At 51.9% G+C, this 23,658-nt stretch carries 20 protein-coding genes and 1 pseudogene; all 21 read left to right on the top strand.

Annotated features, from left to right (window positions below):
- A partial coding sequence (locus tag H6750_20335) for a DUF4384 domain-containing protein (protein MCB9776663.1) occupies positions 1 to 1,427 on the top strand: 1,427 nt, incomplete at its 5' end.
- An 8-nt stretch (positions 1,428 to 1,435) separates the two neighbouring features.
- The gene (locus tag H6750_20340; protein MCB9776664.1) at positions 1,436 to 2,875 is read left to right on the top strand and encodes a DUF4384 domain-containing protein; all 1,440 of its coding nucleotides are present in this window, start codon (positions 1,436 to 1,438) and stop codon (positions 2,873 to 2,875) included.
- 76 nt (positions 2,876 to 2,951) lie between these two features.
- Positions 2,952 to 4,214, top strand: a complete 1,263-nt coding sequence (locus tag H6750_20345) for a DUF4384 domain-containing protein (protein MCB9776665.1) — start codon at positions 2,952 to 2,954, stop codon at positions 4,212 to 4,214.
- A gap of 1,012 nt (positions 4,215 to 5,226) precedes the next feature.
- Entirely contained in the window at positions 5,227 to 6,768 is a 1,542-nt protein-coding gene (locus H6750_20350) for a glucan biosynthesis protein G (protein MCB9776666.1), read from the top strand.
- A complete protein-coding gene (locus tag H6750_20355; GenBank protein MCB9776667.1) occupies positions 6,768 to 7,016 on the top strand; it encodes a hypothetical protein in 249 nt (82 codons plus the stop codon). The genes H6750_20350 and H6750_20355 overlap by 1 nt, the downstream gene beginning before the upstream one ends.
- Positions 7,013 to 9,136, top strand: coding sequence for a glucans biosynthesis glucosyltransferase MdoH (gene mdoH, locus H6750_20360; GenBank protein MCB9776668.1), 2,124 nt, complete (start codon positions 7,013 to 7,015; stop codon positions 9,134 to 9,136). Before H6750_20355 ends, mdoH begins: the two co-directional genes overlap by 4 nt.
- A 335-nt stretch (positions 9,137 to 9,471) precedes the next feature.
- On the top strand, positions 9,472 to 11,283 hold the full coding sequence (locus H6750_20365; GenBank protein ID MCB9776669.1) for a hypothetical protein: 1,812 nt from the start codon (positions 9,472 to 9,474) through the stop codon (positions 11,281 to 11,283).
- Positions 11,284 to 11,810: 527 nt separating this feature from the next.
- The gene (locus H6750_20370) at positions 11,811 to 12,020 is read left to right on the top strand and encodes an addiction module protein (GenBank protein MCB9776670.1); all 210 of its coding nucleotides are present in this window, start codon (positions 11,811 to 11,813) and stop codon (positions 12,018 to 12,020) included.
- A complete protein-coding gene (locus tag H6750_20375) occupies positions 12,020 to 12,316 on the top strand; it encodes a type II toxin-antitoxin system RelE/ParE family toxin (protein ID MCB9776671.1) in 297 nt (98 codons plus the stop codon). Before H6750_20370 ends, H6750_20375 begins: the two co-directional genes overlap by 1 nt.
- 572 nt (positions 12,317 to 12,888) lie before the next feature.
- Positions 12,889 to 14,064, top strand: coding sequence for an SEC-C domain-containing protein (locus tag H6750_20380; protein MCB9776672.1), 1,176 nt, complete (start codon positions 12,889 to 12,891; stop codon positions 14,062 to 14,064).
- A gap of 85 nt (positions 14,065 to 14,149) precedes the next feature.
- Positions 14,150 to 14,380 carry a type II toxin-antitoxin system Phd/YefM family antitoxin gene (locus H6750_20385; GenBank protein ID MCB9776673.1) on the top strand — a complete coding sequence of 77 codons (231 nt, stop codon included), beginning with the start codon at positions 14,150 to 14,152 and terminating at the stop codon, positions 14,378 to 14,380.
- Positions 14,374 to 14,662: pseudogene (locus tag H6750_20390) on the top strand (Txe/YoeB family addiction module toxin). The gene H6750_20385 and the pseudogene H6750_20390 overlap by 7 nt, the downstream one beginning before the upstream one ends.
- Positions 14,663 to 14,953: 291 nt before the next feature.
- Positions 14,954 to 15,256: a hypothetical protein gene (locus tag H6750_20395; GenBank protein ID MCB9776674.1), complete on the top strand. Its 303-nt coding sequence runs from the start codon at positions 14,954 to 14,956 to the stop codon at positions 15,254 to 15,256.
- Between the two features lie 23 nt (positions 15,257 to 15,279).
- Positions 15,280 to 16,377 (top strand): hypothetical protein, encoded by a 1,098-nt coding sequence (locus H6750_20400; protein ID MCB9776675.1) that lies wholly within the window; start codon positions 15,280 to 15,282, stop codon positions 16,375 to 16,377.
- Positions 16,358 to 17,968 (top strand): apolipoprotein N-acyltransferase, encoded by a 1,611-nt coding sequence (gene lnt / locus H6750_20405; GenBank protein MCB9776676.1) that lies wholly within the window; start codon positions 16,358 to 16,360, stop codon positions 17,966 to 17,968. The genes H6750_20400 and lnt overlap by 20 nt, the downstream gene beginning before the upstream one ends.
- 367 nt (positions 17,969 to 18,335) lie before the next feature.
- The gene (locus tag H6750_20410; GenBank protein MCB9776677.1) at positions 18,336 to 19,391 is read left to right on the top strand and encodes a hypothetical protein; all 1,056 of its coding nucleotides are present in this window, start codon (positions 18,336 to 18,338) and stop codon (positions 19,389 to 19,391) included.
- 66 nt (positions 19,392 to 19,457) lie between these two features.
- On the top strand, positions 19,458 to 20,132 hold the full coding sequence (locus tag H6750_20415) for a hypothetical protein (protein ID MCB9776678.1): 675 nt from the start codon (positions 19,458 to 19,460) through the stop codon (positions 20,130 to 20,132).
- Positions 20,133 to 20,171: 39 nt separating this feature from the next.
- The gene (locus tag H6750_20420; GenBank protein ID MCB9776679.1) at positions 20,172 to 20,951 is read left to right on the top strand and encodes a DsbA family protein; all 780 of its coding nucleotides are present in this window, start codon (positions 20,172 to 20,174) and stop codon (positions 20,949 to 20,951) included.
- 115 nt (positions 20,952 to 21,066) lie between these two features.
- Positions 21,067 to 21,489: a hypothetical protein gene (locus H6750_20425; protein MCB9776680.1), complete on the top strand. Its 423-nt coding sequence runs from the start codon at positions 21,067 to 21,069 to the stop codon at positions 21,487 to 21,489.
- Between the two features lie 1,190 nt (positions 21,490 to 22,679).
- Positions 22,680 to 23,144, top strand: coding sequence for a hypothetical protein (locus tag H6750_20430; protein MCB9776681.1), 465 nt, complete (start codon positions 22,680 to 22,682; stop codon positions 23,142 to 23,144).
- Between the two features lie 83 nt (positions 23,145 to 23,227).
- Positions 23,228 to 23,656, top strand: coding sequence for a hypothetical protein (locus tag H6750_20435; protein MCB9776682.1), 429 nt, complete (start codon positions 23,228 to 23,230; stop codon positions 23,654 to 23,656).
- Positions 23,657 to 23,658 lie beyond the last annotated feature (2 nt).

A 23,658-nucleotide genomic window follows, 5' to 3' on the forward strand; every position in this document is an offset into this window, starting at 1 on the left:
TGTTATTCTTATTTCCATCATCCGGACGGACCGGCTTTCTGGATAGTGCCCTGGATTTTGGAAAAGATCTCCTGGGCAAAGCGGCGATCAATTACTCAAATAAATATGAACAAAAATTAACTCGATTGCTCCAATCCCTGCGTCAACCGGCAGTCGGCAATCAACCCTTCATTCAGGGCATCATACCCGGCAACCCCTATGACCCCAATGCGTTCGAGGGTCAAAAGCCCAATGACTCGAACGGCTTCTATGGCACAACCAATCCTCAATATGGCAATCAATGGAACCCGTACGGACAAAATCCCGGATATCCTCAGGGTGCTCAACAGGGTGGCTATGCCGGGCAACCCCTCGGATTGAGCTATCCGACCGATCCCAATTATGGCGGGTATCCCCCTGGCGATCCCAATGCCTATTCGCAGGGGCAAGGCTCCTATGACCCCTATAATCCCATCCAGGGCTATCCCTCCGCTGGAGGCTATGGGCAATATCCGAACCAGACATCTCCCGTGGATCCAAATTATGGCCATAATCCCTATGGTCAATTACACCCATACGATCAGGGACAGGGAGGATACCCGTTAAACGATCCAAATAGAGGAAGTTCCGGCTATCCCTCGACCCCTTATCCCCAGCAAGGAGGACAAAACCCCTCCCATCAATATGGTAGAGCGCGATACTCTGGACAGCCGGATCCACTTTCACCGCAAGGCAGGTATGACCCTTATCAACCACAAGCTCAATCTCCCCAATCACCGGCATATACTCAACCCGCACCCCCTTCATATCCTTCCAACCCGGCTATGGAAGCAACAACTGCCCCGGCCATCGGGCGCGTTGAAGGACTTAGACTTGACGTCGCCCTCGTCAAAAAAACCTTCGTCAACGGAGCCGAAACCCTTACACCAATTCAAGATGGGGATATTCTGAAAGACGGCCGCGGCAATGCAAAGGCCGGGGAGAAATTCAGGATGATGTTCAGGGCAAATACCGATTGTTATGTCTATGTCATTGCCATTGACGGATCCGCCTGGGCGCAGGGAGTCTTTCCCTCGCTTACGTCACCTTTTGCCAATCCCATCAAGCAGGGGCAACAATATGTCATCCCTGACAACAATAATTGGTTCAGCCTGGATCAATTCAAAGGAATTGAAACCGTCTTCTTTGTGGCCTCGCCGGACAAGCGTCAAGATATTGAAGAGATCCTGGCGAGTATTGGAGGGCGGGAACGCCATCCCGCAACCACACCCCAACAGGTTACCGAAGCACCGATCATTCCGGCAGGATTCTATGGACACCAACAAAGCACCACACCGTTTACCCTTGGGCAGAGCAGCGCATCAGACCAGGATTTGATGCCGACCACCTACTTCACCCAAAAAGCCGGCGAGGCCTTACGAGTCACTCGATGGTTCCGACACGAATAGAGTTTTTAATGAAGACACAGACACAATCCACCATCGCCACGATCCTCATCTCAGCCATGCTGGCTTCATGCTCCACTCCCCAAGGAAAAGGTGACTTTTCGCAGAGCATTCCCTGCCAGCCCGGAAGCGCACAATTGACCGAAAGTCCCATGGCCTCGTTTGCGAAACAGGTCATTCTTAATCCGCTGGCTAATATCGGAGGCACGTTGCTGGCAACCGCTGCCGCCAATTACAGCCAACACTATACAGACAACTTAAATACGCTTCTTACCAAACTCGTCACACCGAAAAAGAAAAAGAAGAAGGAGTCTGATCAATATTACGGTGACCAGGGATTCCAGCAGGGACAACCAATCAATCCCTACACGGGCCTTCCCGTTCAGATTGATCCCTATACGGGCCTTCCTATTCAAACCGACCCGAACACCGGCCTGCCGCTCCAGGTTGATCCCAATACCGGACTCCCCATTGGAAACCAAGAAGGGTTTGATCCCGGACAATTTCCTGGAGATTCCAACTCCGGATACGGCGGGGCACCACCGTTCAATGATGGAACACCACAATACGGATTTGATGCAAACTATCCACATGTCCAAGGGCGTGGAGTACCAGGACAGCTTCCCCACGCAAGATTTCCCTCAACCCCTTGTGACCAGGAGGCGAACCCGCAGGCCTTCCAGGCCGGCGATTCGCAAACCCAACTTTCCGGCTACGATCCCAATGTGCCGCAACAAGAATATCCTCAAGATTTGAATGCGCAGGGCTATACGCAAGAAGATCCTTATGCCCAACATTCATACCCGCAAGACTCCTACACGCAGCCAGGACCGGAGACAGGAGTCCAAACCCAGGAGACAGAAACTCCGATCGGATTGGATGTCATCATGGTGAAGAAAGCAATTCGAAACGGAGCTCCCGTGGTCCTCCCGATTCAAGACGGCGACGTTCTCAGAGACGGACGCGGGAATGCGGCGGCAGGCGACAAATTTCGGATCATGTTCAGGCCCAACAGCGATGGGCATGTCTACGTTATCGCCATTGACGGTTCAGGCTGGGCGCAAGGCATCTTTCCGCCGCCAACAGCTCCCTTGGCCAATCCGGTCAAAGCAGGCGAACAATATATAATTCCCGAAGGCAACAACTGGTTTAGCCTTGATCAATTTAAGGGGATTGAAACCATCTTCTTCGTCGTGTCGCAGGACAAGCGTCAGGACATCGAAGAAATCCTCCAAAGCATCACCGGGCACGAACGTCCGGCATCCGAAAGTCCTCACCAGGTGACCAAAGTAGCCATGGTGCCCTATGGGGTGGGAAGAACCCGGCCGAGCGCCAAACCGTTCGGCCTCCCGGAAGGGTCAGGTTCGGATCACGCCATCATTCCCACAAGTTATCTGGCACAACAGGCCGGGCAGGATCTGCGGCTCACTCGCTGGTTCCGCCACGAATAGGGTGCGGTCACCAGGATAAGCATGATGTCATTCCATTAGATAGCTGGCCGGTATACACCTGACCGACAACGCTTCAATGACTCACCCCCTCCCACGACGTCCCTGGCTGCTCATGGGTACCAGCCTTCTCTTCAGCGGTTGTATGGCGCTCCCGTTTTTAATTCCCCCACTCGTAGAATTCGGGGCCAACCTCTTGAGAACAGCGGTTAACAACTACGGGAATGCCCATGAACAGAATATGGAACACCTGCTAGTGGCCCTTCAACAACCGAATAATCCAATGATGTCCCAAGGCATCATTGCTAATCCCTATGGACAACCTGGCGGAGATCAACAAACCGTGTATCCCGGTCAGGGTTACCAGGCTACGCAAGGATATCCCGCTCCTCAGGGATATCCATCCTCTCCAGGCTATCCTCAACAACCGTATGACCCTTATCAAAATCAGCAGCCGCAATACGCCGGGAATGCTCTCCCTCCCAATAACCCCTACCCGGACCAAGAGCAACAAGGAAATCCCTATTCCACCAATCCTGTCTACCCCAACCAACAAGTCTCGGTCCCAGGATATTCCTCCGCTCCACAGAATCAATATCCGCAGCAGAGCCAACAGGCCAATGCCTATCCGAACACTCAGGCTATGTATCCCAATCAGCAGAATCCGTACCCGAATCAGGCGCCCAATTCGAATCAACTACCAGAGACTCCCCAATACCAGACCGCTCAGCCGGAAACAGCACAGACCGGACCCGTGCCGATCAGCCTGGATGTGCTGCTGGTCAAAAAACATATGGTCAATGGGGTACAGTCCTACCTGCCCATTAAGGACGGGGACATTCTTCTGGATGGAAGAGGCAATCCGCAGGCCGGTGATAAATTCCGTGTCATGTTCCGCGCCAATACCGATTGCTTCGTCTATGTGATTGCGGTAGACGGAACGGCCTGGGCTCAAGGCATTTTCCCGACAGCCTCCAGCCCGTTTGCCAATCCGATTAAAGCCGGTCAGCAGTATATTCTGCCGGAAGGAACGAATTGGTTCAGCCTGGATCAGTTCAAAGGTATTGAAACCATCTTCGTGGTGGCCTCCCGCGCACCGCGCCAGGATATCGAACACATTCTGACGACTATTACCGGGCGCGAACGAAGTCCGACTGAAAAACCCCAAGCAGTTAGCGAACCCGCTATCATTCCCAATGGGTATTCCGGTGCACGTCCAGGTTTGTCCCCCTTTGCCTTTCCAGCCGCACAGAACCAGCAACAGGAATTACTTCCCACCACCTACTTTGTCAAAACAGCCGGCGAAGACCTCCGTATCACCCGCTGGTTCCGCCATCAGTAAACAAACGAATGTTTCAATCCACAAGGCACATTCGACATTCTCCAGAAAAATACATCCAGGGACTGTTGAATATTGTAATAATTTTGCCGTTTCATTCGCTTCTGAGTCACTGAGGCTCACCAGAGAAAAATAGTGGAGTGTTCAAAAAGACCGCTCCAGTCCTGTCATGAGGCCTCTCGAAGGAAAGGCCGCAGCCGCTAGGACGAGCGGAGCGTACGGAGAAGTACGTGAGCACGGCCTAGGGGCGAGAACGCCGCTGGCGGTATTTTTCGACACTCCCTATTCACGTCGTAGGCACTATGGATACTGAAATAGGGTCAGGATTACCTAAAAGGGCAACCCCTGACACCAAATCCTTTCCCCGTAGATCCGGTTGGTTTGCTCAAGACTTTATAATCCGTATTTTTTTGCCCTTTGATCGCGTACACGTTCATTCCCTGAAACCCACCATCCCAATTTTCCAAGACGGTAAAAAAAACACTCTGGGATGATGCCCCGATTACTCTTGCAATTGCCGATGTCAATCGATAACTTTCTAGAATATTGTAGATTGATGGTAAAAAACTCTTGAAAAACAAGGGAGACCCGGATAGATACCCAATTAAAATGTGCTATAATCGGGCCCAAAATGACCTTGAGTCAGAAAATTTTCTCACTTAGTCTCTTAAGCTGCGAATTGCCTCAAGGTGTTGTTCAAACTTTCCATGACCATATTGCTGCGTGCGACCATCTCCAATGGCTTTCTTGTCTACAACGGCTAATGATAGAAAGCGATCAAGGTCTCTCGCTTCCGGGTTGTCCTACGATAAATTCCCTCTCTTCCCTCAGTTCTGCATACCCCCATATAGTACAATTCACGATGGAACCCAGATCAAGCAGGGGGACCATCTCCCCCTGTGTCAACGCAGAATAACCTTCCCCATTGATCATTCCTTCTTAAGTTTTTTCCTCAATGGGATATTTTATATGGGCAGTTTCAGTTTCATAATCTTTATAAACGGGAGCGTCAGTGATGAGAATCTTGTTAGCTGGAATGGTCGCGATGTTCTTGATGTTCCCCCTGCATGCAGCAGCGGGCTTCACATTCGATCAGGTGGTTCAGAAAGCGAAAAACTTAGCGGATAAACCCTATGAGGCCCCTCAACTTGTCCCAAAAATTATGCGGGAAATTTCGTATGAGGCGTATAAAGGGATCCGGTTTAATCCTGACCACAGTCTGTGGAAAGAGAGCCAATCGAATTTTCAAGTCATGTTTCTTACTCCGGGGTTGCATTACACCCACCCGGTGACTCTCAACGTCATCGACGCCGAAGGTCTGCGCCCGCTGGTTTTTAAGAAAACCGACTTTCTGTTTGCCGACCCCGAAATAGAAAAACGGGTGCCGGCCGACGTAGGGTTTGCCGGATTCAAGCTGACCTTTCCCTTGAAAAACAAAAATGAGCAAAATCAGTTTTTGGTCTTTGCGGGGGCGAGTTATTTTCGGGGGGTCGGAAAGGAAAACGTGTTCGGGTTAGCAGGACGAGGCCTGGCGATTGATACGGGACTCCCCAGCGGGGAAGTATTTCCTTCATTCACGGAATTCTGGTTGGTACGTCCGTCTCCGGATGCCAAAGAAATGGTGGTCTATGGGTTACTGGACAGCATCAGTCTCACTGGAGCGTATCAATTTACTATTATTCCCGGGAGCCAGACAAAGATGAAGGTACGCACCAAACTCTTCCCGAGAAAACCCATTCAATTATTGGGCGTTGCCCCACTGACCAGTATGTTCTTTTATGGAGAGAATACCCCACGACCGGTTGGAGAATGGCGCCGGGAAGTCCATGATTCGGACGGATTGCAGATTCATGATGGCCTCACCCGTGAGTGGTTGTGGCGTCCCTTGATGAATCCTGCCAATCTGGAAATGGATTTTTTCAGCACGGACAATGTCCAAGGATTCGGTTTATTGCAACGCGAAGACAAATTTTCTGGCTACGAAGATTTAGGGGCGCATTATGAACAACGTCCAAGCGCCTGGGTTGAACCACAGGGTGACTGGGGACAAGGAAAAGTGGTGCTCGTCCAACTGCCTACTCCCAATGAAACGCATGACAATATCGTCGCGTTTTGGACACCCGTAGCGCCCGTGACCCGCGAGACCCCCTTAGAAATGTCCTATGATGTGAATTTTGGGAAGGCCACCCTCTCACAAAATCCGTTAGGAACCGTGGTCAATACCTTTATCGGAGACGGCAATCGTATCGGGGGAGGAAATGTTCCCCAGGCGTATCGAATCATTATCGATTTTGCTGGTGGTCCGCTGAGTAAAATGCCGCCTGATGCTCCCATCAGCGGCCAGGTCACGGTGCTGGACAATAGCGACATCCTGGAGCATTTTGTGGAATATCATGAACAGATACAAGGATGGCGATTGTCCATCCTGGCCAAACCTCAGGACAAAAAGCCGCTTCATTTGCGGGCATTTCTCAAAACAGATTCGGCCACCTTAACGGAAACCTGGACGTACCGACTGCCAATGAACAACCACATTCTGGCACAAGAAAAAGAATAATGGCCCGATCGATTGCCGAACATACTCTCTCACGAGCCTGTGATTACCTGTCGGCAATGGGAGTAGAATTAACCCGCGAGGTCACGCTGCGGGCTCTTACCCTGGTTGAGGCCGGACTGGCTTCACAAGAGGAAGATCCACTGCAATTTGTTATGACAAGGATCCATGACCACTTTGCCCTGCAGAATCCTCCTCTTCCGACCACCGCTCCACCGATCACACGCGGAAGCATGAGTTTTAAACCATGAAAATTCGTGAAGCCACAATCGCGGAAGCCCGGCATTCGCTCACCACCCCCAGACGAATCAGCTGGAGAATTGCCGCAGGACTCCGGCGTGCCCTGCTGACCATATTAGTCCTCATTCAATCATTAGTGGCCGCTTCGTATATGACGGCCATTCTTCCCTATCATGGGGGGAATTTCCTGGAGATGGCGATTATTACCCTGTTTTTTGTGCTATTCGTCTGGATTTCCGTTGGATTTTGGATTGGGATTTTCGGATTTGTCCTCCGGTGTTTCGGCGGTGACCGATTTTCCCCACTGGGACGCCATACCGCTGCAGAGTTAAGCACTCAACCCCTAGCACGGACAGCCGTGGTCATGCCGATCTACCACGAACCCATTCAGCGGACGTTCGGCGGGATCCGCGCAATGTATCGCTCATTGGAACAGACCGGACAAATTGACCATTTTGATTTTTTCATTCTTTCCGACAGCCGCAATCCGGATGTGTGGTTGGCTGAACAAGCCGCCTGGCATCGGTTATGTACCGAATTGGGAGCGGGCGGACATCTGTTTTATCGGCGCCGGTCTCTGAACCAACATTATAAAAGTGGCAATATTGCCGACTTTCTTCGACGCTGGGGTTCCGGCTATGAGTATATGATCGTCCTTGATGCAGACAGTCTCATGGGTGGATCCACCCTGGTCACGATGGTGCAACTCATGCAGGCTGAACCTCAAACAGGCATTCTGCAAACCAGCCCCACCTTAATCAATGCCCGTTCAATGTTTGCACGGGTCCAGCAATTCGCCAATCATATCTATGGCCCATTGTTTACGACAGGCCTTGCCTCCCTGCAGCTTGGGGAAGCAGTCTACTGGGGCCATAACGCCATTCTTCGCACCCAGGCGTTTATGAAACATGCGGGCCTGAAGCGGCTTCCCGGACCGGGACTTTTTCATGGCCCTATTCTCAGTCACGATTTTGTGGAAGCGTCATTTATGGGACGGGGAGGGTATGAAGTCTGGCTCGAACCGGAACTCTCTCACAGTTATGAAGAATCTCCTCCCACCCTTGTGGATGACCTGCAACGCGATAAACGCTGGGCCAAAGGTAATTTACAGCACATCTGGCTCATGCTGTTTGAACCCGGCTTGCGGCCTGCGCATCGCATGGCCTTTTTGAACGGGATTATGTCCTACCTGGCCTCCCCGTTGTGGTTGATCTTTTTGGTGTTAACCACGATCGAAGCCGCACGTCTGGTTCTGTATCCCATCAATTACTTCCCGGAACCTCATAGCCTGTTCCCCCATTGGCCTGAATGGAATCCTGAATGGGCCATCATTCTGGCCAGCAGCACATTGTTTCTGCTGTTTCTTCCAAAATTTCTGTCCGTGATCGATGTCATCCGGTGCCGCCGGGGCAGACAGCACGGAGGCATCATTCGACTGTTGATCAGTGTCTTCCTGGAAATTGTCGTATCTACTCTTCTGGCGCCCATTCGCATGTTGGCCCATAGCCGTTTTGTGTTGGAAGCGCTGCTTAACACCTCGTTGCGATGGGCCGGCCAGAATCGGACAGATGAAACCGGCTGGTCCGCCGCCATTTTAAATCAGGCCCCGGGGACGCTGATTGCCGGAGCCTGGGCCGCATTTGCTTTCTGGCTTGATCAGATGTTTTTTTTCTGGTCCCTTCCGGTCGCAGGACCACTTGTCTTTGCCGCGCCCACCTCCGTCTTTCTCAGTCGGGTGGGACCAGGTGACCGACTGAAGCGCTGGGGATTTTTGCAAGTTCCCGAGGAACGTCATGGCTCGCCATTGCTGGATGATGTCTATGCCAGGACCTATCCTCAACTAGAAACCTACACTGAACGATCTTCTCCCGCTATACAGGCTATTTTGGATCCCGTGCTAAACCAGGTCCATCAAGCCATGGCTCATGCGCATCGAGGTGGCAAAAAACAGGAAATGATCCTCGCGCTCCGCAAACGGTGCTTTCAACATGGTCCACACTCCCTCACACAAAAAGAACTCTGTCACCTGGTACGGGACCGGGCCAGTTTGCAATGGCTGCATGAACAGGCCTGGCAGGCTCCACCTGATTCCTACTGGGGCAAAGCCCTTCAGCATCACTTTCAACACTAAACAGATTTGACCGGGACCTCCCCACCTCTGGACTATTCACCACCAGGGCATCGGCCTACATCAGCAATGCGTTGATCCACCACTCACCATTTCCGGCTAGTTTCAATTTCTTTTCTCTTTCGTCTCTCCATTGCATGGCCAAAATTCCGCCTCAGCGCATCAGACTGGATTGCCCTACTCTTTTCCGATAAGATCCCCCCATTCCCTTACAACCGGGCGCAAGGAATGACTACTGTGATGAGCGTTCATCAGAGGTGAACCATTTCCTTGTTTCTTTCGACAAATAGACAAACGCACAGCGACATTTACTCATTCATGTCACGGAAGGAACCATCATGCGATTTCCTCGAATCCTACGATCTACAGTCCTAATGATAGGCCTCGCGACAATGCTATTCTGCTACACGAGTGTGCAGGCTCATGATTCCCTGAACCACCAAACGATCCAACTAGAAAAGCCGGTCTACTTTACGACGGTTATTGGAGACCAGGCTCTCCTCCAGCCCGGAAGCTATGAGATCCTTCCCTTGGCTGACAGCCTGCAAGTGAGTTCCCAAGATGCAAATTCACCCATCCAATTGGCCATCACCTTGGACACACATGATCAGGACTTGCGTGATCCCGTGGCCGTCTCTGTTCCCGGCATACCGGAGGGAGATTCCGCTGACCGCCATGTGCTGGCACTGTTCCTACCAGGCGGGCTTGCCTATGAAGCTGAAGGCACGTATAGCGGCATTCGCTCCCGCGCAGTTGATCCGCAATCCTTGATCACGGATCCCATGAAAATTTATCTGGAGAAACCGGTACATTTTATGAGTCCTGCTGGAAACGGCTTTGAGGTGCCGATTGGAACCTACACCGTGGAGAATGCGGGAGAAGGGATTCGGTTAATGACTCCTGAAAAAGAGGAGGGCCTACTTTTGGAAGCCCAACAAGACACAAATGATGGAGCTCTCGAGACCTCGGTCGCTCTGTCTTTACCGGGTGATGCCGAAGAAGAAGCCGATCTGCATTATATTGTCCTGATGGCGCCTACCGGAGAAAGCTTACAGGCCTTCGGGACCTATAGCGGCATTCAACAACGGGGACTCTTTCAAAATATTGCCAAAGGGGCGAAGGGAACCGTAAACCGCGCGAAAAGCACCGTGAATCGGGTTGGGCAGGGAGCGAAGCGTGCAACTCAGCAAATCGGGAAAGGCATCCAACAAACCGGACAGAACGCAGGCCAGTTCGCTCAAAAAACGGCATTGGAAGCCAAGAAAAAGGCTGAATGGCTGGCCAGACAAGCCGCGCAAGGGGCCCTGATCGCCGCCAAAGCAGGATGCAAGGCCGGCCTTACAGCTACACGCATTGCGGCCGAAGTTCAAGCCAAAATTTTAGGGCCAATAATGGGAGCATTGGCCAAGGCCCTGCAGATGGATAAAGCGCAAGCAGCCCTTCGACAAGCCATCAACACCATCAAACAACAACAGGGACCGGCCATTCAACAGGCCATTACCGCCGGATTGAGACTCACTGATCCCCAGAATGCCAAAGCGGTCAACCAGATGATGGATCCAAACCGGATGTGCGAAAAACCTGCGGCCACAGTCCAAGACACATTTCAGAAGATGGTGGGAGCTCCGTTACGAGCGGCATTGAACGAATCGCAAAACGCGAATAGTTCCGGTATCCGCTCTCGAGGATCCGTGGCCTCAGCCAACATCGGCATCGGGGGAAATTTGGCAAAAATCGGAGGAGGCGAATTGGGTGTCAGTTATGCATTTGATTTTGTGAACCAGCCCCATTGGTACCTGGATCTGGCGGCCATGGTCAAAACCAATATCGGTGGTGGCGGAGGAGTTTCAATTGGCATCTTTCCACGAGTCAATCCGGATACTGTCGGGGGATGGTTCCTTGGCGCCGGAGTGGGTTTTCCTTTCCCTCATCCCAAGCTGGCAAAAGTCATGGATGCGGGCCTGGATGTCTTTTTTGATTTCCCGCTTCGATTCGAAGCGCCCTTCAAGCCGAAATGGGATTTAACCTCAGCCAAATTCTTTTTGGACCACTTCCAGGGATTTGCCATCAGCCTTGGGGCGGGAAAGAGCGCTTCGCCTGTCGATATTGCACTTAAAGGCGGGGTCGGCATCCGTTTGACAAAGCCTTGAGAGTTCCGGCCTTTGGGCCCAAAAATATCGGGGATGAGCGATTTCGTGTCTCAAGAAACCTTACCAACGGGGAGCCAAAAGGCTCCTCGGTTTTTTTGTCGAAATTTCATTGTTGCTCAATGGAAATCGGGAAAATGCTTCGATTCGGAATTACACTTTTCATCAATTATCGTGTGCAGCATGTTCAAAAGGGAATCTTCGGCATGCCATGCAAGCCACCTACATATTTCTCAACATGCTTTTCTCCACACAACCTCAAAAGCGTCTATGATACAAATAATTCAGGAACCGCCTACCTTTCGCGATATCAAACCTTCGATGCTCGAGACCCATGCTCTCAACCGGGGACAGCCCCTCGTAGCCATAATGTCACTATGCCGACCGGCATATCACGCCAATTCTACGCTGAGGAAACAGTTGACAGACCTGTAAAATCAGACGAGAATCGCGGCATAATTATTGGCCCATTAGGAGAGCGATTTACCGGTCAGCAAACTATGTTTCATGAAAATAGGAGGGAAAACACGATGAGTAGCACTAAAGAGCTATTAGATGAGGCAATGAAACTAAAACCAGAGGAACGGTTTATCTTAGTTGAGGGCTTGATAAAGAGCCTGGATGAACCAGACAAGAAGCTGGATGAAATCTGGGCTGAGGAATCAGAAAACAGGCTCAAAGCCTATCGGGAAGGAAAACTGGAAGGTATTCCAATGCAGGAAATATTTAACGAAGAATGATGCGCGTTATCTTCACCAGAATTGCCAGACAGGAATTGATAGATGGTATCCGTTACTATGAACTCGAATATTCAGGTCTTGGAAGCAAGTTTAAGGAGGAAGTAAGAAAGGCTGTATTACGAATTGTCGCGTTTCCTCACGCATGGTCCACAGAGCGTGGAGATGTAAGAAAATGTCTCCTTCACAAGTTCCCCTACAAATTGATGTACTCTATAGAAACCGATCATATTCTTGTCATCGCCGTAGCCCACCAACACCGAAAACCAGACTACTGGGTTGATAGGAATGAAACATAACGAGATGCTCTTACCGCAGCATGGGTACTGAGGGTCCGATTTGAATTTCATGAGGGGACCCCCTTTGGTTGGAAATGGCTCCCTACTGATTTTCGAGTAGATTTCAGTGCTGCTCAAAGACGATCGGAAAATGTTCGACTCAGAATTACACTTTCCCTCAAGCATCGTGAACAGGGCTCTACATTCAAAAGGGTATCTTCAGCATGCCAAGCAAGCCACGTACATATTTTCCAGCCTGCCTTTTCTCCACACGTCCTTAAAAGCGGCTATGGTATAAGAAATTTCAGAAACTGCCTGACCATCGCGATATCAAACCTTCAATGATCTATACCCATGTTCTCAACTGAGGGCTGGGGGGTTAACAGTCCGCTGTGATGAACCATTCAAGGAGAGGGTGTTAGACCGATCCGAAATAGATCCCGTCATAAATGGACCGTGGTCGCAGTTAATTGAACAGAAAATGCTTTTGCCGTATTCTTCAAAAAAATCGAATGCGGGTTATCCAGACAGAAATTGGTAGATCCGGCTCTTATGCGGATCCGCTTAAACATTGTTAGAGCCTTCCAGCAGCCATGGGAAAAAAGCTAGGCCGAAACGAACCGTGTTGGTGCGGATCCGGTTTGAAATTCAAACATTGCCATCTGAACAGACCCGATCAGAAACCCGCCCCCCCTTGGGAAACGGAGAAGGCCCTGCGTGGCGCCTTCTCAAAGAAGGTATGTTCTGTTCCTAAAGAATGGACGGAGGAATGCGTCGGCGCGCCAATTCGTGCGCACACGGTTCCGAAGTCCGGCAGCTTGAAACAGATTGCTCGCAACGGGCACGTCTATGGTTATACCCCCTCGCTTCAGAAGCTCACAAAATACAAGGGGAAAGTCCCGCCGGAACTCCTTGGGATCAATAGTGCTTCGACGTTCACAGGGTTCTGTAGCAAACACGATACTCAGCTATTCGCTCCTCTGGAAACTGAAGATTTTCGCTCAACATTTCAGCAGTGCTTTCTGCTCGGATACCGCGCATTCGCTCGTGAGGTTTACACAAAAAAAGCAAGTGCAGTCCTCTCTCCTGAGCGACGTAGGGCTGATAAGGGCAAGTCGGAAAATGCTCAGTTTCAAATTCAATTAATCAATTCTGGGTATGAAATCGGATTGGCAGGTGGCCTTCAAGACAATGCTCGGCATCTAGAGGAGATGCAGAAGTGCCTTATTTCCAATGAATTCGACTCGGTTCGCGCATACGTAATCCAACTGGCAGAACCACCCCCCGTGATGTGTTCCGGTGGCATCTTTCCGGAACGCACGTTCGACGGTAACCGGTTGCACGACCTCAGCGATCCAACCGAGAAATGCGACCTCATGACGATTTCAAGTTTTTGGGACGGGACGTTTGGATATGTTGTTCTGTCGTGGCTCCCAGGGAGCGATAGTGCCTGCATTCCTTTTGTTAAAAGTCTCGAAACAATCTCTGGGGAAGACTTGTCGGCTGCCTTGCTTCGCCTGTTCTTCGAATATTTAGAGAACATATTTATGCAGCCAGAATGGTGGGAGCGGCTCACCGAAGAACAGCAAGAATACTTGAACCGTAGAATGTGGAGCTTAGTCGGGCATTGGGAAGGCACTCACGAGTGCGGGAATATCAGTGATGATGGAGTCTGTTTCAAGGCATGGCCAGTGCTCTCGCGACAGCGAATCGGAGACTACGGCTCTAAAAAAGCAATGCAGCCGACTGGCGAACACCCCAGCGGCTGATTACCAGGGTTTGCCAATATGTGAACTTACCATCAGGGAAAAACAGCGTACCTTAATTCGTTCGCAATCACATGGAGATCTCAAAATGACAAGGATCACTGCCACGGAAGCTCGAAAGCAGCTCTACACCCTGGCCGATTCACATGAACCGATTCAAATTGCAGGCAAACGCCACTCCGCTGTTCTCGTGTCGGGAGAGGACTGGCGAGCCATCCAGGAGACGCTGTATCTCACGTCGACCCCCGTCCTGCGTGAATCGATAGTCAAGGGAATAAAGACGCCGGTTGACAAGTGCAACACGAAACTCGATTGGTGAGTTGGACGCTTGTCTACACCCATCAGGCCAGAGCGACGCGAAGAAGGTCTCGCGGTCTGGGCTTAACCCCAAAGCACAAAGTTTCTCGAGATCTTGTCCAAAGATCCCTACCAAACGCCACAGCCCTATGAGAAGCTCTTGGGTGATTATGCGGGAGCGAGGTTCCGAAGAATCAATACTCAGCATCGTCTCGTCTGCCAAGTTCTCGACGACATTAAGACCGTCAAAATTATCCGTATGTGGACACACGCTTGCATAAGGCAGGAGAACCCCCCGCTTTAGAGAATCGCTGCATCTGACCGACGGACCTTGGACGATTTCCGAGGTTCGTCGCTCTCAAGCTTCCGCCGTTATGCAGAACCGATTCGCACCTCATCTGCCCGGGTGTGGGAATGTGGGTCCGACTCGAATTTTCACGAAAAATTTTATTTTGGGAATCAATTGATTCCATCCACGACTATTTCGGACGCCTGCAGCCGACTCGATAAGGTGGATCTTGCGTTTATTGCTGATTCGGAGTACCGTCCTCCAGCACCATGGATGAAGGGCTTCTGTTTCTAGTTGGAGGTCCGAATGCCGGCCGAATTAATCCTTCTCCTCATACGTCCCTTCTATCCCTTCCGGCGTTATCGTCACGGGTTTGATCCTCCTAAACGACCAACTCTATTTTCATTTCTTCCCACGACATTCGATTACAAGCAATTTCCTTCCGTTCGCCCTTCCTCTTTCCTCACCCTTTCCTTTTTTGCAGAACAACCCGGCGGGATTGAACCTTCCAGCAATCGGTTTCGACAGACCCTCACCCTGCACTCAAGTGGGGTAAGATCCCAAATTCGCATGTCGAGCCCGTATCAATGGCTTTTAACCTTTTTGTGAGGGAATGCATCATGAATCACCGGATGAACATGACAATTGGATTGGGCAGTTCGATTCTGCTCGTAACCTTCTGGAGCGGGGCATTTGCGTATGTGGGCAGCGACCCCGTCATCACGCCGCAGAGTTGTAATTTTACGACCGTGACAGCCGAATTCGGCCCTGATGGCAGTATCCGGTATAACCTCATGGGCAATTGCAACGGCACACCAATCACCGGACAGATGGCCTATGGGACAAATCAGCAGATGGCGGAAAAGTTTTATTATCGAGGGGCGCAAATCAGTACCAAAGCCACCTGTCCGGCGGACCCTTGGATTTCCGGAGCCGCGTGTGAGGATCAGCAAGTCTCCGCAAAAGGCGCGGATCCCGGCTCCCTCCTTTACCAAAGCGCACCATTATCCCTGCGCGTGGGAGGAGCCGCACAACTGTTTCAGCGCGCACATGCCAACGCGGCCCATCCGAAACCACCCGGTCCACCGGTGAATACGAAAGCAATCATGCGAGCTGGGTTTAACACGGTTAAGAAAGCCACTGTCTCCTGGCTAGGCCCCGATCAACAGGGCACCTACGGTCCCTACTTGGACTTCATTGTGGAGGCCAGACCACAACATGCAGAAGGGGCTGCTTGGACAAAAATTGGCGGTATAAAACGCCACGCTGCTCCGAACTACCAGTTGGTTGTCCAGTTTCCACCTGCCCCTCAGGGAACGGCTGGCTGGGAATTGCGGACATGCTCCACCACGGTATTCACACGTACATGCACAGGCCCCATTATTCCCGAGGGGGCCTCTTTCGCCGATCGTATCGATCGGCTTCCCTCTGGATCGCAACCGGGTACGCTACCGACGGGGAAAAATGCCATCGATTCACAACAGTTGCCAGCCAAAGCCTTTTCTGCACCCATCCAAAGTAGTCCTTCGGCGGCAGGAAAGGCCGCCCTGAATCCGCAGCCGTTACCACCCAAGGCCCTGAGTGTACAACCCATAACGCCCAAGTCCTCTAGGTTCGGATCGATTATGCTGCGTGGCATTCCCGAAGGGGAGACTCCACCTGCTGAAGGTTCACCTGCAGACACCACACCGGCTGAGGTGCCACCTGCAGATGAGAAGCCTGCACCCTGACCCCAACACGGGACGCACCTTCTTCTGCCGTGTGAAGTCAGTGAGTCGCGCCCCCTCTGGCCTCTCTCATCGTCTGGTCCTGTCGGGGGTATTAGCCCTGACAGGATCAGCGCTTTTCATCACGGCCTATCCCCCATGGGACCACGGATTAGTGACGGGCTGGCTTGCCTTAGTGCCGCTCATTGCCGCTGTGGCCGGTGCCCCGCCGATGCGGGCCGGGATTTTCGGATGGCTTTTCGGGTTAGCGGCATACCTCGGAGTCTTCAGCTGGCTCTTCGCCGTGCCGGGATTTTACTGGTACCACTTCCTCCTCCTGGACGCCTACCTCGCACTCTACCCGGCTCTGTGGTCTATCCTTGTTGCCCAATTCGTAGACCGTTCAGTCCTGACACAACTGGGATTGGCATCCGCATGGGTATTGATGGATTACGTTCGTGCGCATGCTGGATTTCTGGCGTTACCCTGGATCACGCTGGCACAGTCACAAATCGATAATACCCCACTCCTCCAGGTAGCGCCTCTGTTCGGGGAACCGGCCGTAACCTTTCTCGTGGTCCTCGGCAACCTGGCTATCTGGAATCTCATGAATGGCTGGCGCATACCAGGTGCTTGGGTTTGCGTATTGCCGGTCCTTGGCACTATCACTTTTGGCGCATACCTGCCGTCACATTCCGGTACCGTTCATGCACCAACCATCAAAGTCGCTGCTCTGGGAACAGACTTTCCAGCCCACGCATCTCCAACACCTGACCTAAAGGCACGGCTGGATGGCCGGATAGAATTTTTCCAGAAGAATCTTCCATCCGGTGTCGAAATCGTCGCCTGGCCCGAATCCGCCCTCGTTAATCCCAAACAGTTCCCGATTCAGGTCGACAACCTGCAACGCCTAGTCAAGCACAAGGGAGTCACACTGGTGGCTGGCGTCGCTGAAACCACGAAATTTGACCACAGCGTAAAGGAAACTTCACCAGACGACCAAAATAAGTTACGTAGCGGTGCCTGGCTCATCACCACGGACAGTGTCGTTCCCCAGCAATATGAAAAAACGCTCCTAGTTCCCTTCGCCGAAACGATGCCGCTGAAGGACTGGGTCACCTGGCCGGTCTGGCTGATCCCGCCTATACCGGAAGTCATTCGCGGCCCGGCACCTCGCAGCTTCCCGGTGCCGGGGAAAGTGCGTGTGGGAATTATGATCTGCTGGGAATCTCTCTTCGCGGAACATGCCAAGACACTCGTGAACGACGGAGCAACCCTGCTGCTGATGCTGGCCAATGAAGGCTGGTTTGCGGACTCCGCTGGCGCCCAGCACAATCTTACCGCCCGCATGCGTGCAGCCGAAACCCAGCGTTCAGTCCTCGTCTCCAGCAATATGGGACCTCCTCTCGTAATCGACCCCTTCGGCCGTGTGGCGTCCAGTCGCTCGTCCAACTCGGGCATGCGCTGGGCAACGGCAACCATTCCACTTGTGACTGATCGAACTCCATACACCCGAATGGGCGACATATTCGTCCTGGGTTGCGGCCTATTCCTCCTGGCACTGGGCGTTACCGGGCGATTTCGACTCCACAAGATGCCTGATGGACAGAGATGACAGGGGTTATTGCGGTTATTATTGATTCGGAGTACCTTTCTCCAGCTAACCCTATGAAGGGACTTATGGTCCAAGGGATGCTTTGATATGCTAGTGGCATTATTGACTCCTCCCTTCTGTCTCTTCACTCCCTTCGAGCAGGATCGCCACGGGGGTGATCCTCGGAATTTACCAACTTTAATCTCCCTCCCTCACTTCAGCCTGGCGAGCTATGTTCTTTTGCTCCCTATTCAAAAATTTTCCAGTTCTCATGTCTTGCATATCGGCTTAGGGACTTTGAACCGTTTGAAAATCCCTTCCGACTCACCACCAGACAGTCAGGATCTCCTGAATTTCCAGAAATAAGATTCAGAAAGGAAAGGCAAAGATGAACTCCCGATCGTCTCGTTCCTTACCTGCTCCCAAAAGAGAACAGGCGAAAGCATGCCCCTACTGGAACCCTTACCGTCACGGGTGTGATCCCCCGCTTTCCCGAACAAATGCGCCCCACCTTTTCCCCTTACTCACCGCCCTTATTGTCACGACCCTTCTCAATTTTGCGTTTCTTTCCTTTTCGGCCTTTTCATCCGGCGCGGCCGCAGAACCGGACACGTCAACGCTGGCCACCAATAAGCTGATTCCTCTGTTGATTCAATTGAACCAAGCTCTGCATTTTGCTGCCCCCGATGGGCAAAGCGTCTCCGTCTTGCCGGGCATGTATCTCGTCGAACCCAGCATTCTGAAGGAACCCCAACTGATTCTTTGGCACGAACACGGGACAATCACGCTCCAAGCCACTCAAACCACACACGACCAGCCGGTGAGGGCTCCTGAAGCGTATCTGATCCAGGAGAATGACCACGAAGACATGCATCATGTGGTCGTATTTCTACCTGATGGCAACGCTCTTGAGGCCACCGGGTCCATCAGCGCCATTCAGACCAGAGGAAACTTCCGTGTCACTAAGCATTACCAACTCGATACAGCCACGGGAGTCATCCGGTTTGGCGACGGGCAACAGGGCCGCCGGCTTCCGACAGGTCAATCAAATGTTCCCACACAGTATCGAGAAGGATCGGATCATCAGGGCAGTGAATTAAGCATGATTGAGCTGCAATCATTAATATCTCAGCGCCAGATGGCTGTACAGCTAACGACATCACTCCTCAACAAACTACATGGGCAATTTCAATTGGAAGAAGCCACCGATCGGCCCGGGGATGACTATGCCCGGCACATAGAAGAGAGTCCCGAATCCTGCCGGACGCGCTGCGCAGGCGATGGCAATTGTCAGGCCTTCACCTTCGTGAAGCCCAACCCGGGTTCCACTCAGGGACAATGTTTTTTGAAGCGCTCGGAGCCGAATCCGGTAGCGCATCTTTGCTGCATATCCGGAACTCGGAGTTCCAACGAACAAAAGATCATCCGAAATATCGGGCGCTAAGTTATCGAAAGGCTACCGGTCGTTTCTCATGACGACGGTAAGAGCGAACGGGATGAGGCAACTATCATGAAACGCAGACAAGTCAACGCCATTCCTTTCATGCTTGCCCTTTTTCTCATGGCCGGTACCGTGCCGGCATTGTCTCAATCGCCGGATTCGCTCAACTCTTCCAAAGGAATACCCTTCCTCCAACTGGGCAGTTCGCTTCTGTTCCTCAACAGCGATCATTTGTCTTTGCACATTCCATCCGGGGCCTATGCGATTACGACGAAATCCCCAGACACCCTTCAACTCACTTCCGCTTCAACAGGGGAAGCGCAGACTCTTCATGCCACGCCCATGACCCACACAGAACCCGTGACTGCCCCCTACCCGTTTCTCATTGAAGATGCCAAGGAGCAGGGACATGTGCACCTGATTCTCCTGCTTCCCCATGGCCAGGGATTAGATGCAGAAGGTCGCCTAGAGCACACTCAAAGCCGGGGGATCAGGGACACGAAAAAATTTACTTTTACTCCAACACGGCAATATACCGGGGTGATTATGCAGCAAGGTCGAGTAACCACGGATACCGATTTCAATGAACAGGAGTCCGTTGCTTCATCGGACGCGTCCGGACCTTATTCACGCGTCGTCCCTTCCCAGGGACAGGTAACGCTGGAACAGGGACGTCTCCAACTCGATGAAGAGGCTCGCCAAACCTTGCTCCGGAGGTGCCGGTTGTGTGCAGGAACACAATAGAAGGAGAACCATCACATTCACAGACGGTAGGAGATGAATATGTCATATCGTGAAATGGGCATTCGAAGGAGAATTTGCGGGCTTGTGCTTGGAGGAGTTCTTGGACTTCTCCCCGTTTCAACCAACGCTGAACAACCCTCAATAACACCGTCAGATCCCGCCTTTCAGCAGGCCGTGGAAGAAATGATGGAACAGTACATTCGTACTCATCCCGAGGTCATTGAACAAACTCTACAAACCTTACAAACCAAGCGCGAAGCCGAGGAACGGGAACGGGTCCGCAACCTGATCACGACCAAACAGGACGATCTGCTGAACGACCCAAATTCTCCAGTGAGCGGCAATCTCAACGGGGATATCTCCATCGTAGAGTTCTTCGACTACCGGTGCGGGTACTGCAAGCGCGTGGCCGGAGCGGTGACCCAGCTTCAAATGGATGATCCAAAGGTGCGGGTAATCTACAAAGATTTTCCCATTCTGGGAGAAGCCTCAGTATTCGCTGCGAGCGCGGCCTTAGCCTCAAAAGCCCAAGGCAAACATGAGGCCTTTCATGAAGCGCTGCTGGCCTCTCAGCATGACCTGACTCAGGAGAACATCTTCACGATTGCGGCAGCGGTCGGATTGGACACTGAACGGCTTACCGCAGATATGCAGGCCCCAACCATCCAGGCGACCATCGACCGCAATCGGAAGCTCGCCAAAGAGTTGGGTATCAACGGCACCCCGGGTTTCATCATCGGGACAGAACTGATACCGGGTGCACTGGATCTGAAAGATCTCAAAAGTCTGGTCAGACAGGTTCGTGATGAAAAGCGATAGGAGATCCAAGACAACCGGCAGCACGTTCCTCAGAAAGATAAGAACCGTGCTGCAGAAAGAACAATCAAATAGATTTCAATAAACCCATCACCGAAATTTTCAAAGGAGGGCAATCATGACACCTGTTACCCAAACGCATATGTGGATGAGAGGTCGCATGGTTCTGGGTGTGTGTGCCGGGCTGATCCTGGTACTGACGTGGGTTGAGGTAAGCCTGGCTAAACCCAAAGGGACCATTTACAAACAATGCGCCTGCATTTGTCAGGCCCCTGGAGACATCATTGGCGTGATCACGGATATTTCAAACACTGGTGGGTTTTCCTGTGGAGCCTATAACGGGAAAACCTGCAACTATTCAGATCCCGCCACCGGTGGCGTAAGAAGTGGCACGACGAAATATTGCGGTCCCTATAAGCCGGGCGGAACCGTCATTTTTAAAACGCCCCTTAGCGGAATCACAGGTTCCGTATTAAGCCGAGGCATCGAAGGCGAACAGCCGGAGGAATTAGACATCGAAATCACCGTGCCGGCTGAATGAGATTTTTTAAGGACTGAAAGAGGAGAGTGTCCACACAGCCACCGTTTTGGGAGGAGGAGGCCGGATGCAAAAGTGTCATGCGCCGGATTGCGGTAGGTTCGAAGCCTGCATCGGAGAATTCTCCACGGTCATTCATCCCGATGCGACGCAAACCAAAGGGTGGGAAAAATTCAAGGTGTTTGATCTGAGCGACTGAAGCGATGCGATTCAGACCACCAGCAGATTTTTTGTGGGGATCTATAAGGATTCGTCGGGGGTTACGCTGCTCACTTTTCGTCGAGATGGCGCACCAACGATGAGTGAGAAGTTCCAGTTGGTCGCCCTTGGATTGGGATTACCGGTAATTCTACAGCAAATGACGGAGTGCGAATGAAGAAGGAGCGACTCATGGGACGGTCAGCAATATGGGGTACCACCACGATGAAAACAGTCTTCACGGTTTTGATCATAGGATTGCTGGTGGTCTTCGGTGGAAGACATGTCAGTACGGCAGAGGAAATGGCGCCCAGCGAGCAGCCTGGTGTCAGTTCTCCAGAAAATGGACCATCGGCACAGAAACCGGATGAGCAACCGGAAGGAGAAATCCATGAGCGGGGACTGACGAAAGGCACCTTACAGAAAATGCCACGGGGAACAAAGGTCAAACCGCCACCAAACCAGCCGGGGGGAAATCTTCCGACTAATTTATGTCATCAGGAAACCCACATGATGACGCAATGCCGGTGCTCCAATGTTGCCGACTGTCAAGTCTTGTCAAACCTCTGCTCCGGATCTTGTCCATCTGGAAGCCAGACCTGTCAGTGCACTCCCTTGTTCCGGGGCACCCCTCCCCCACTGCCAGAAAATCTTTGCGGGTATCAGGTTCCCTTCACTATGACAAAATGTGCATGCAACAACGACGCAGATTGTCAGGTGTTGTCTTCTCTTTGCCCGGGATCTTGCCCGGTCGGTAGCCAGAGCTGCCAATGTACCCCCTTACAGAGGCGATAGAATTTTCTTTCAAGAACCAGCACAAAAGGACCTTGTGAAGAGCCGAACCGCAAAAACCAAATAACTTCAAAAATGAACCAACCAATGGCGCAATGCAGAGAAAGTGAACCGCTCCGGATTTTTTTCGACTCATCATCATAGAGATCATGAAACCAAATAAATTTCTTTCATAATAAATCCTTAATTCACGGAGGGAGATCATGACCAATCGTACACAAAGAATCCATCAAATGAGTGTTGGAGGGGCGCTGTGTTTGGGAGTTCTCCTTTTCCACTGGGATCCGGCACAGGCAGTGCCAATTAGGAATGCTGATAAGTGCCAAGGGCCCGTAACGATTGGTGTGGCCACTTGTCCAGACAAACCCGGGCATTGGGTCGAATGTAACGGTAGTGGGGACTATATGTGTTGCGTAGAGCCGCCTAACGGGGGGAAGGACTGCGAACAAATCGAGGATACCGCATCGACTTCCACCGGTGGGGGAAAACGGTTCCCGGGGGGAGTACTGCAAAATCCCACACTGAATCCTTCTTCCAATACCTCACGTCTTCCCAAAACAGGAGCCAGAGCTCCCATCATGCGAAGAGGTCTTGATGGTGAACAAACAGGGGAACCCGCACCAGGAGAGCCTGAAGAGACCAACCCGCCGAGTGCCACAACAAAGTAATCATCGGCCAAAACGATGAAAAATTTTTTAACCAGCTTCTCATCCCAATCCCTAAACGGTTTCATGAAAGAGGAGTACGGACTATGAAGATTGTCACAGCCATCAACGGACGAAATGACAGCAAATCACTCCCCGGCTGGATCCTGGGAATGATGGTGCTTTTTGGAGTCGTAGGACTGGTCGCTCCGAGCATGGCTGCACCCAAAGCCAGTGGCACACAAAAAACCGAGCGGGAGTGTAAAGATGATCGTGCCAAGTGCCAGAAGGCCTGCGATCAACTCATTGATATAGGCGATACCATCAAGCGATGCAAGGATCTTTGTACGGACGACTACCTCATTTGCCTGCCCCTTCGCTCAAATCAGCCCGGTGGCAAGCTAAAAGGCGTCAGGCCATCGACACTACCGGACTTGAACGCGCCGATTACGCGCCGCGGAATTGAGGGCGAGCAGCAAGGTGAGCCTGCACCAGGACAACCTGAAGGGACCAAGCTGTCAAGTGGAACCAAATAATG

Source organism: Nitrospiraceae bacterium (genome assembly GCA_020632595.1).
Lineage (GTDB): Bacteria > Nitrospirota > Nitrospiria > Nitrospirales > UBA8639 > Nitrospira_E.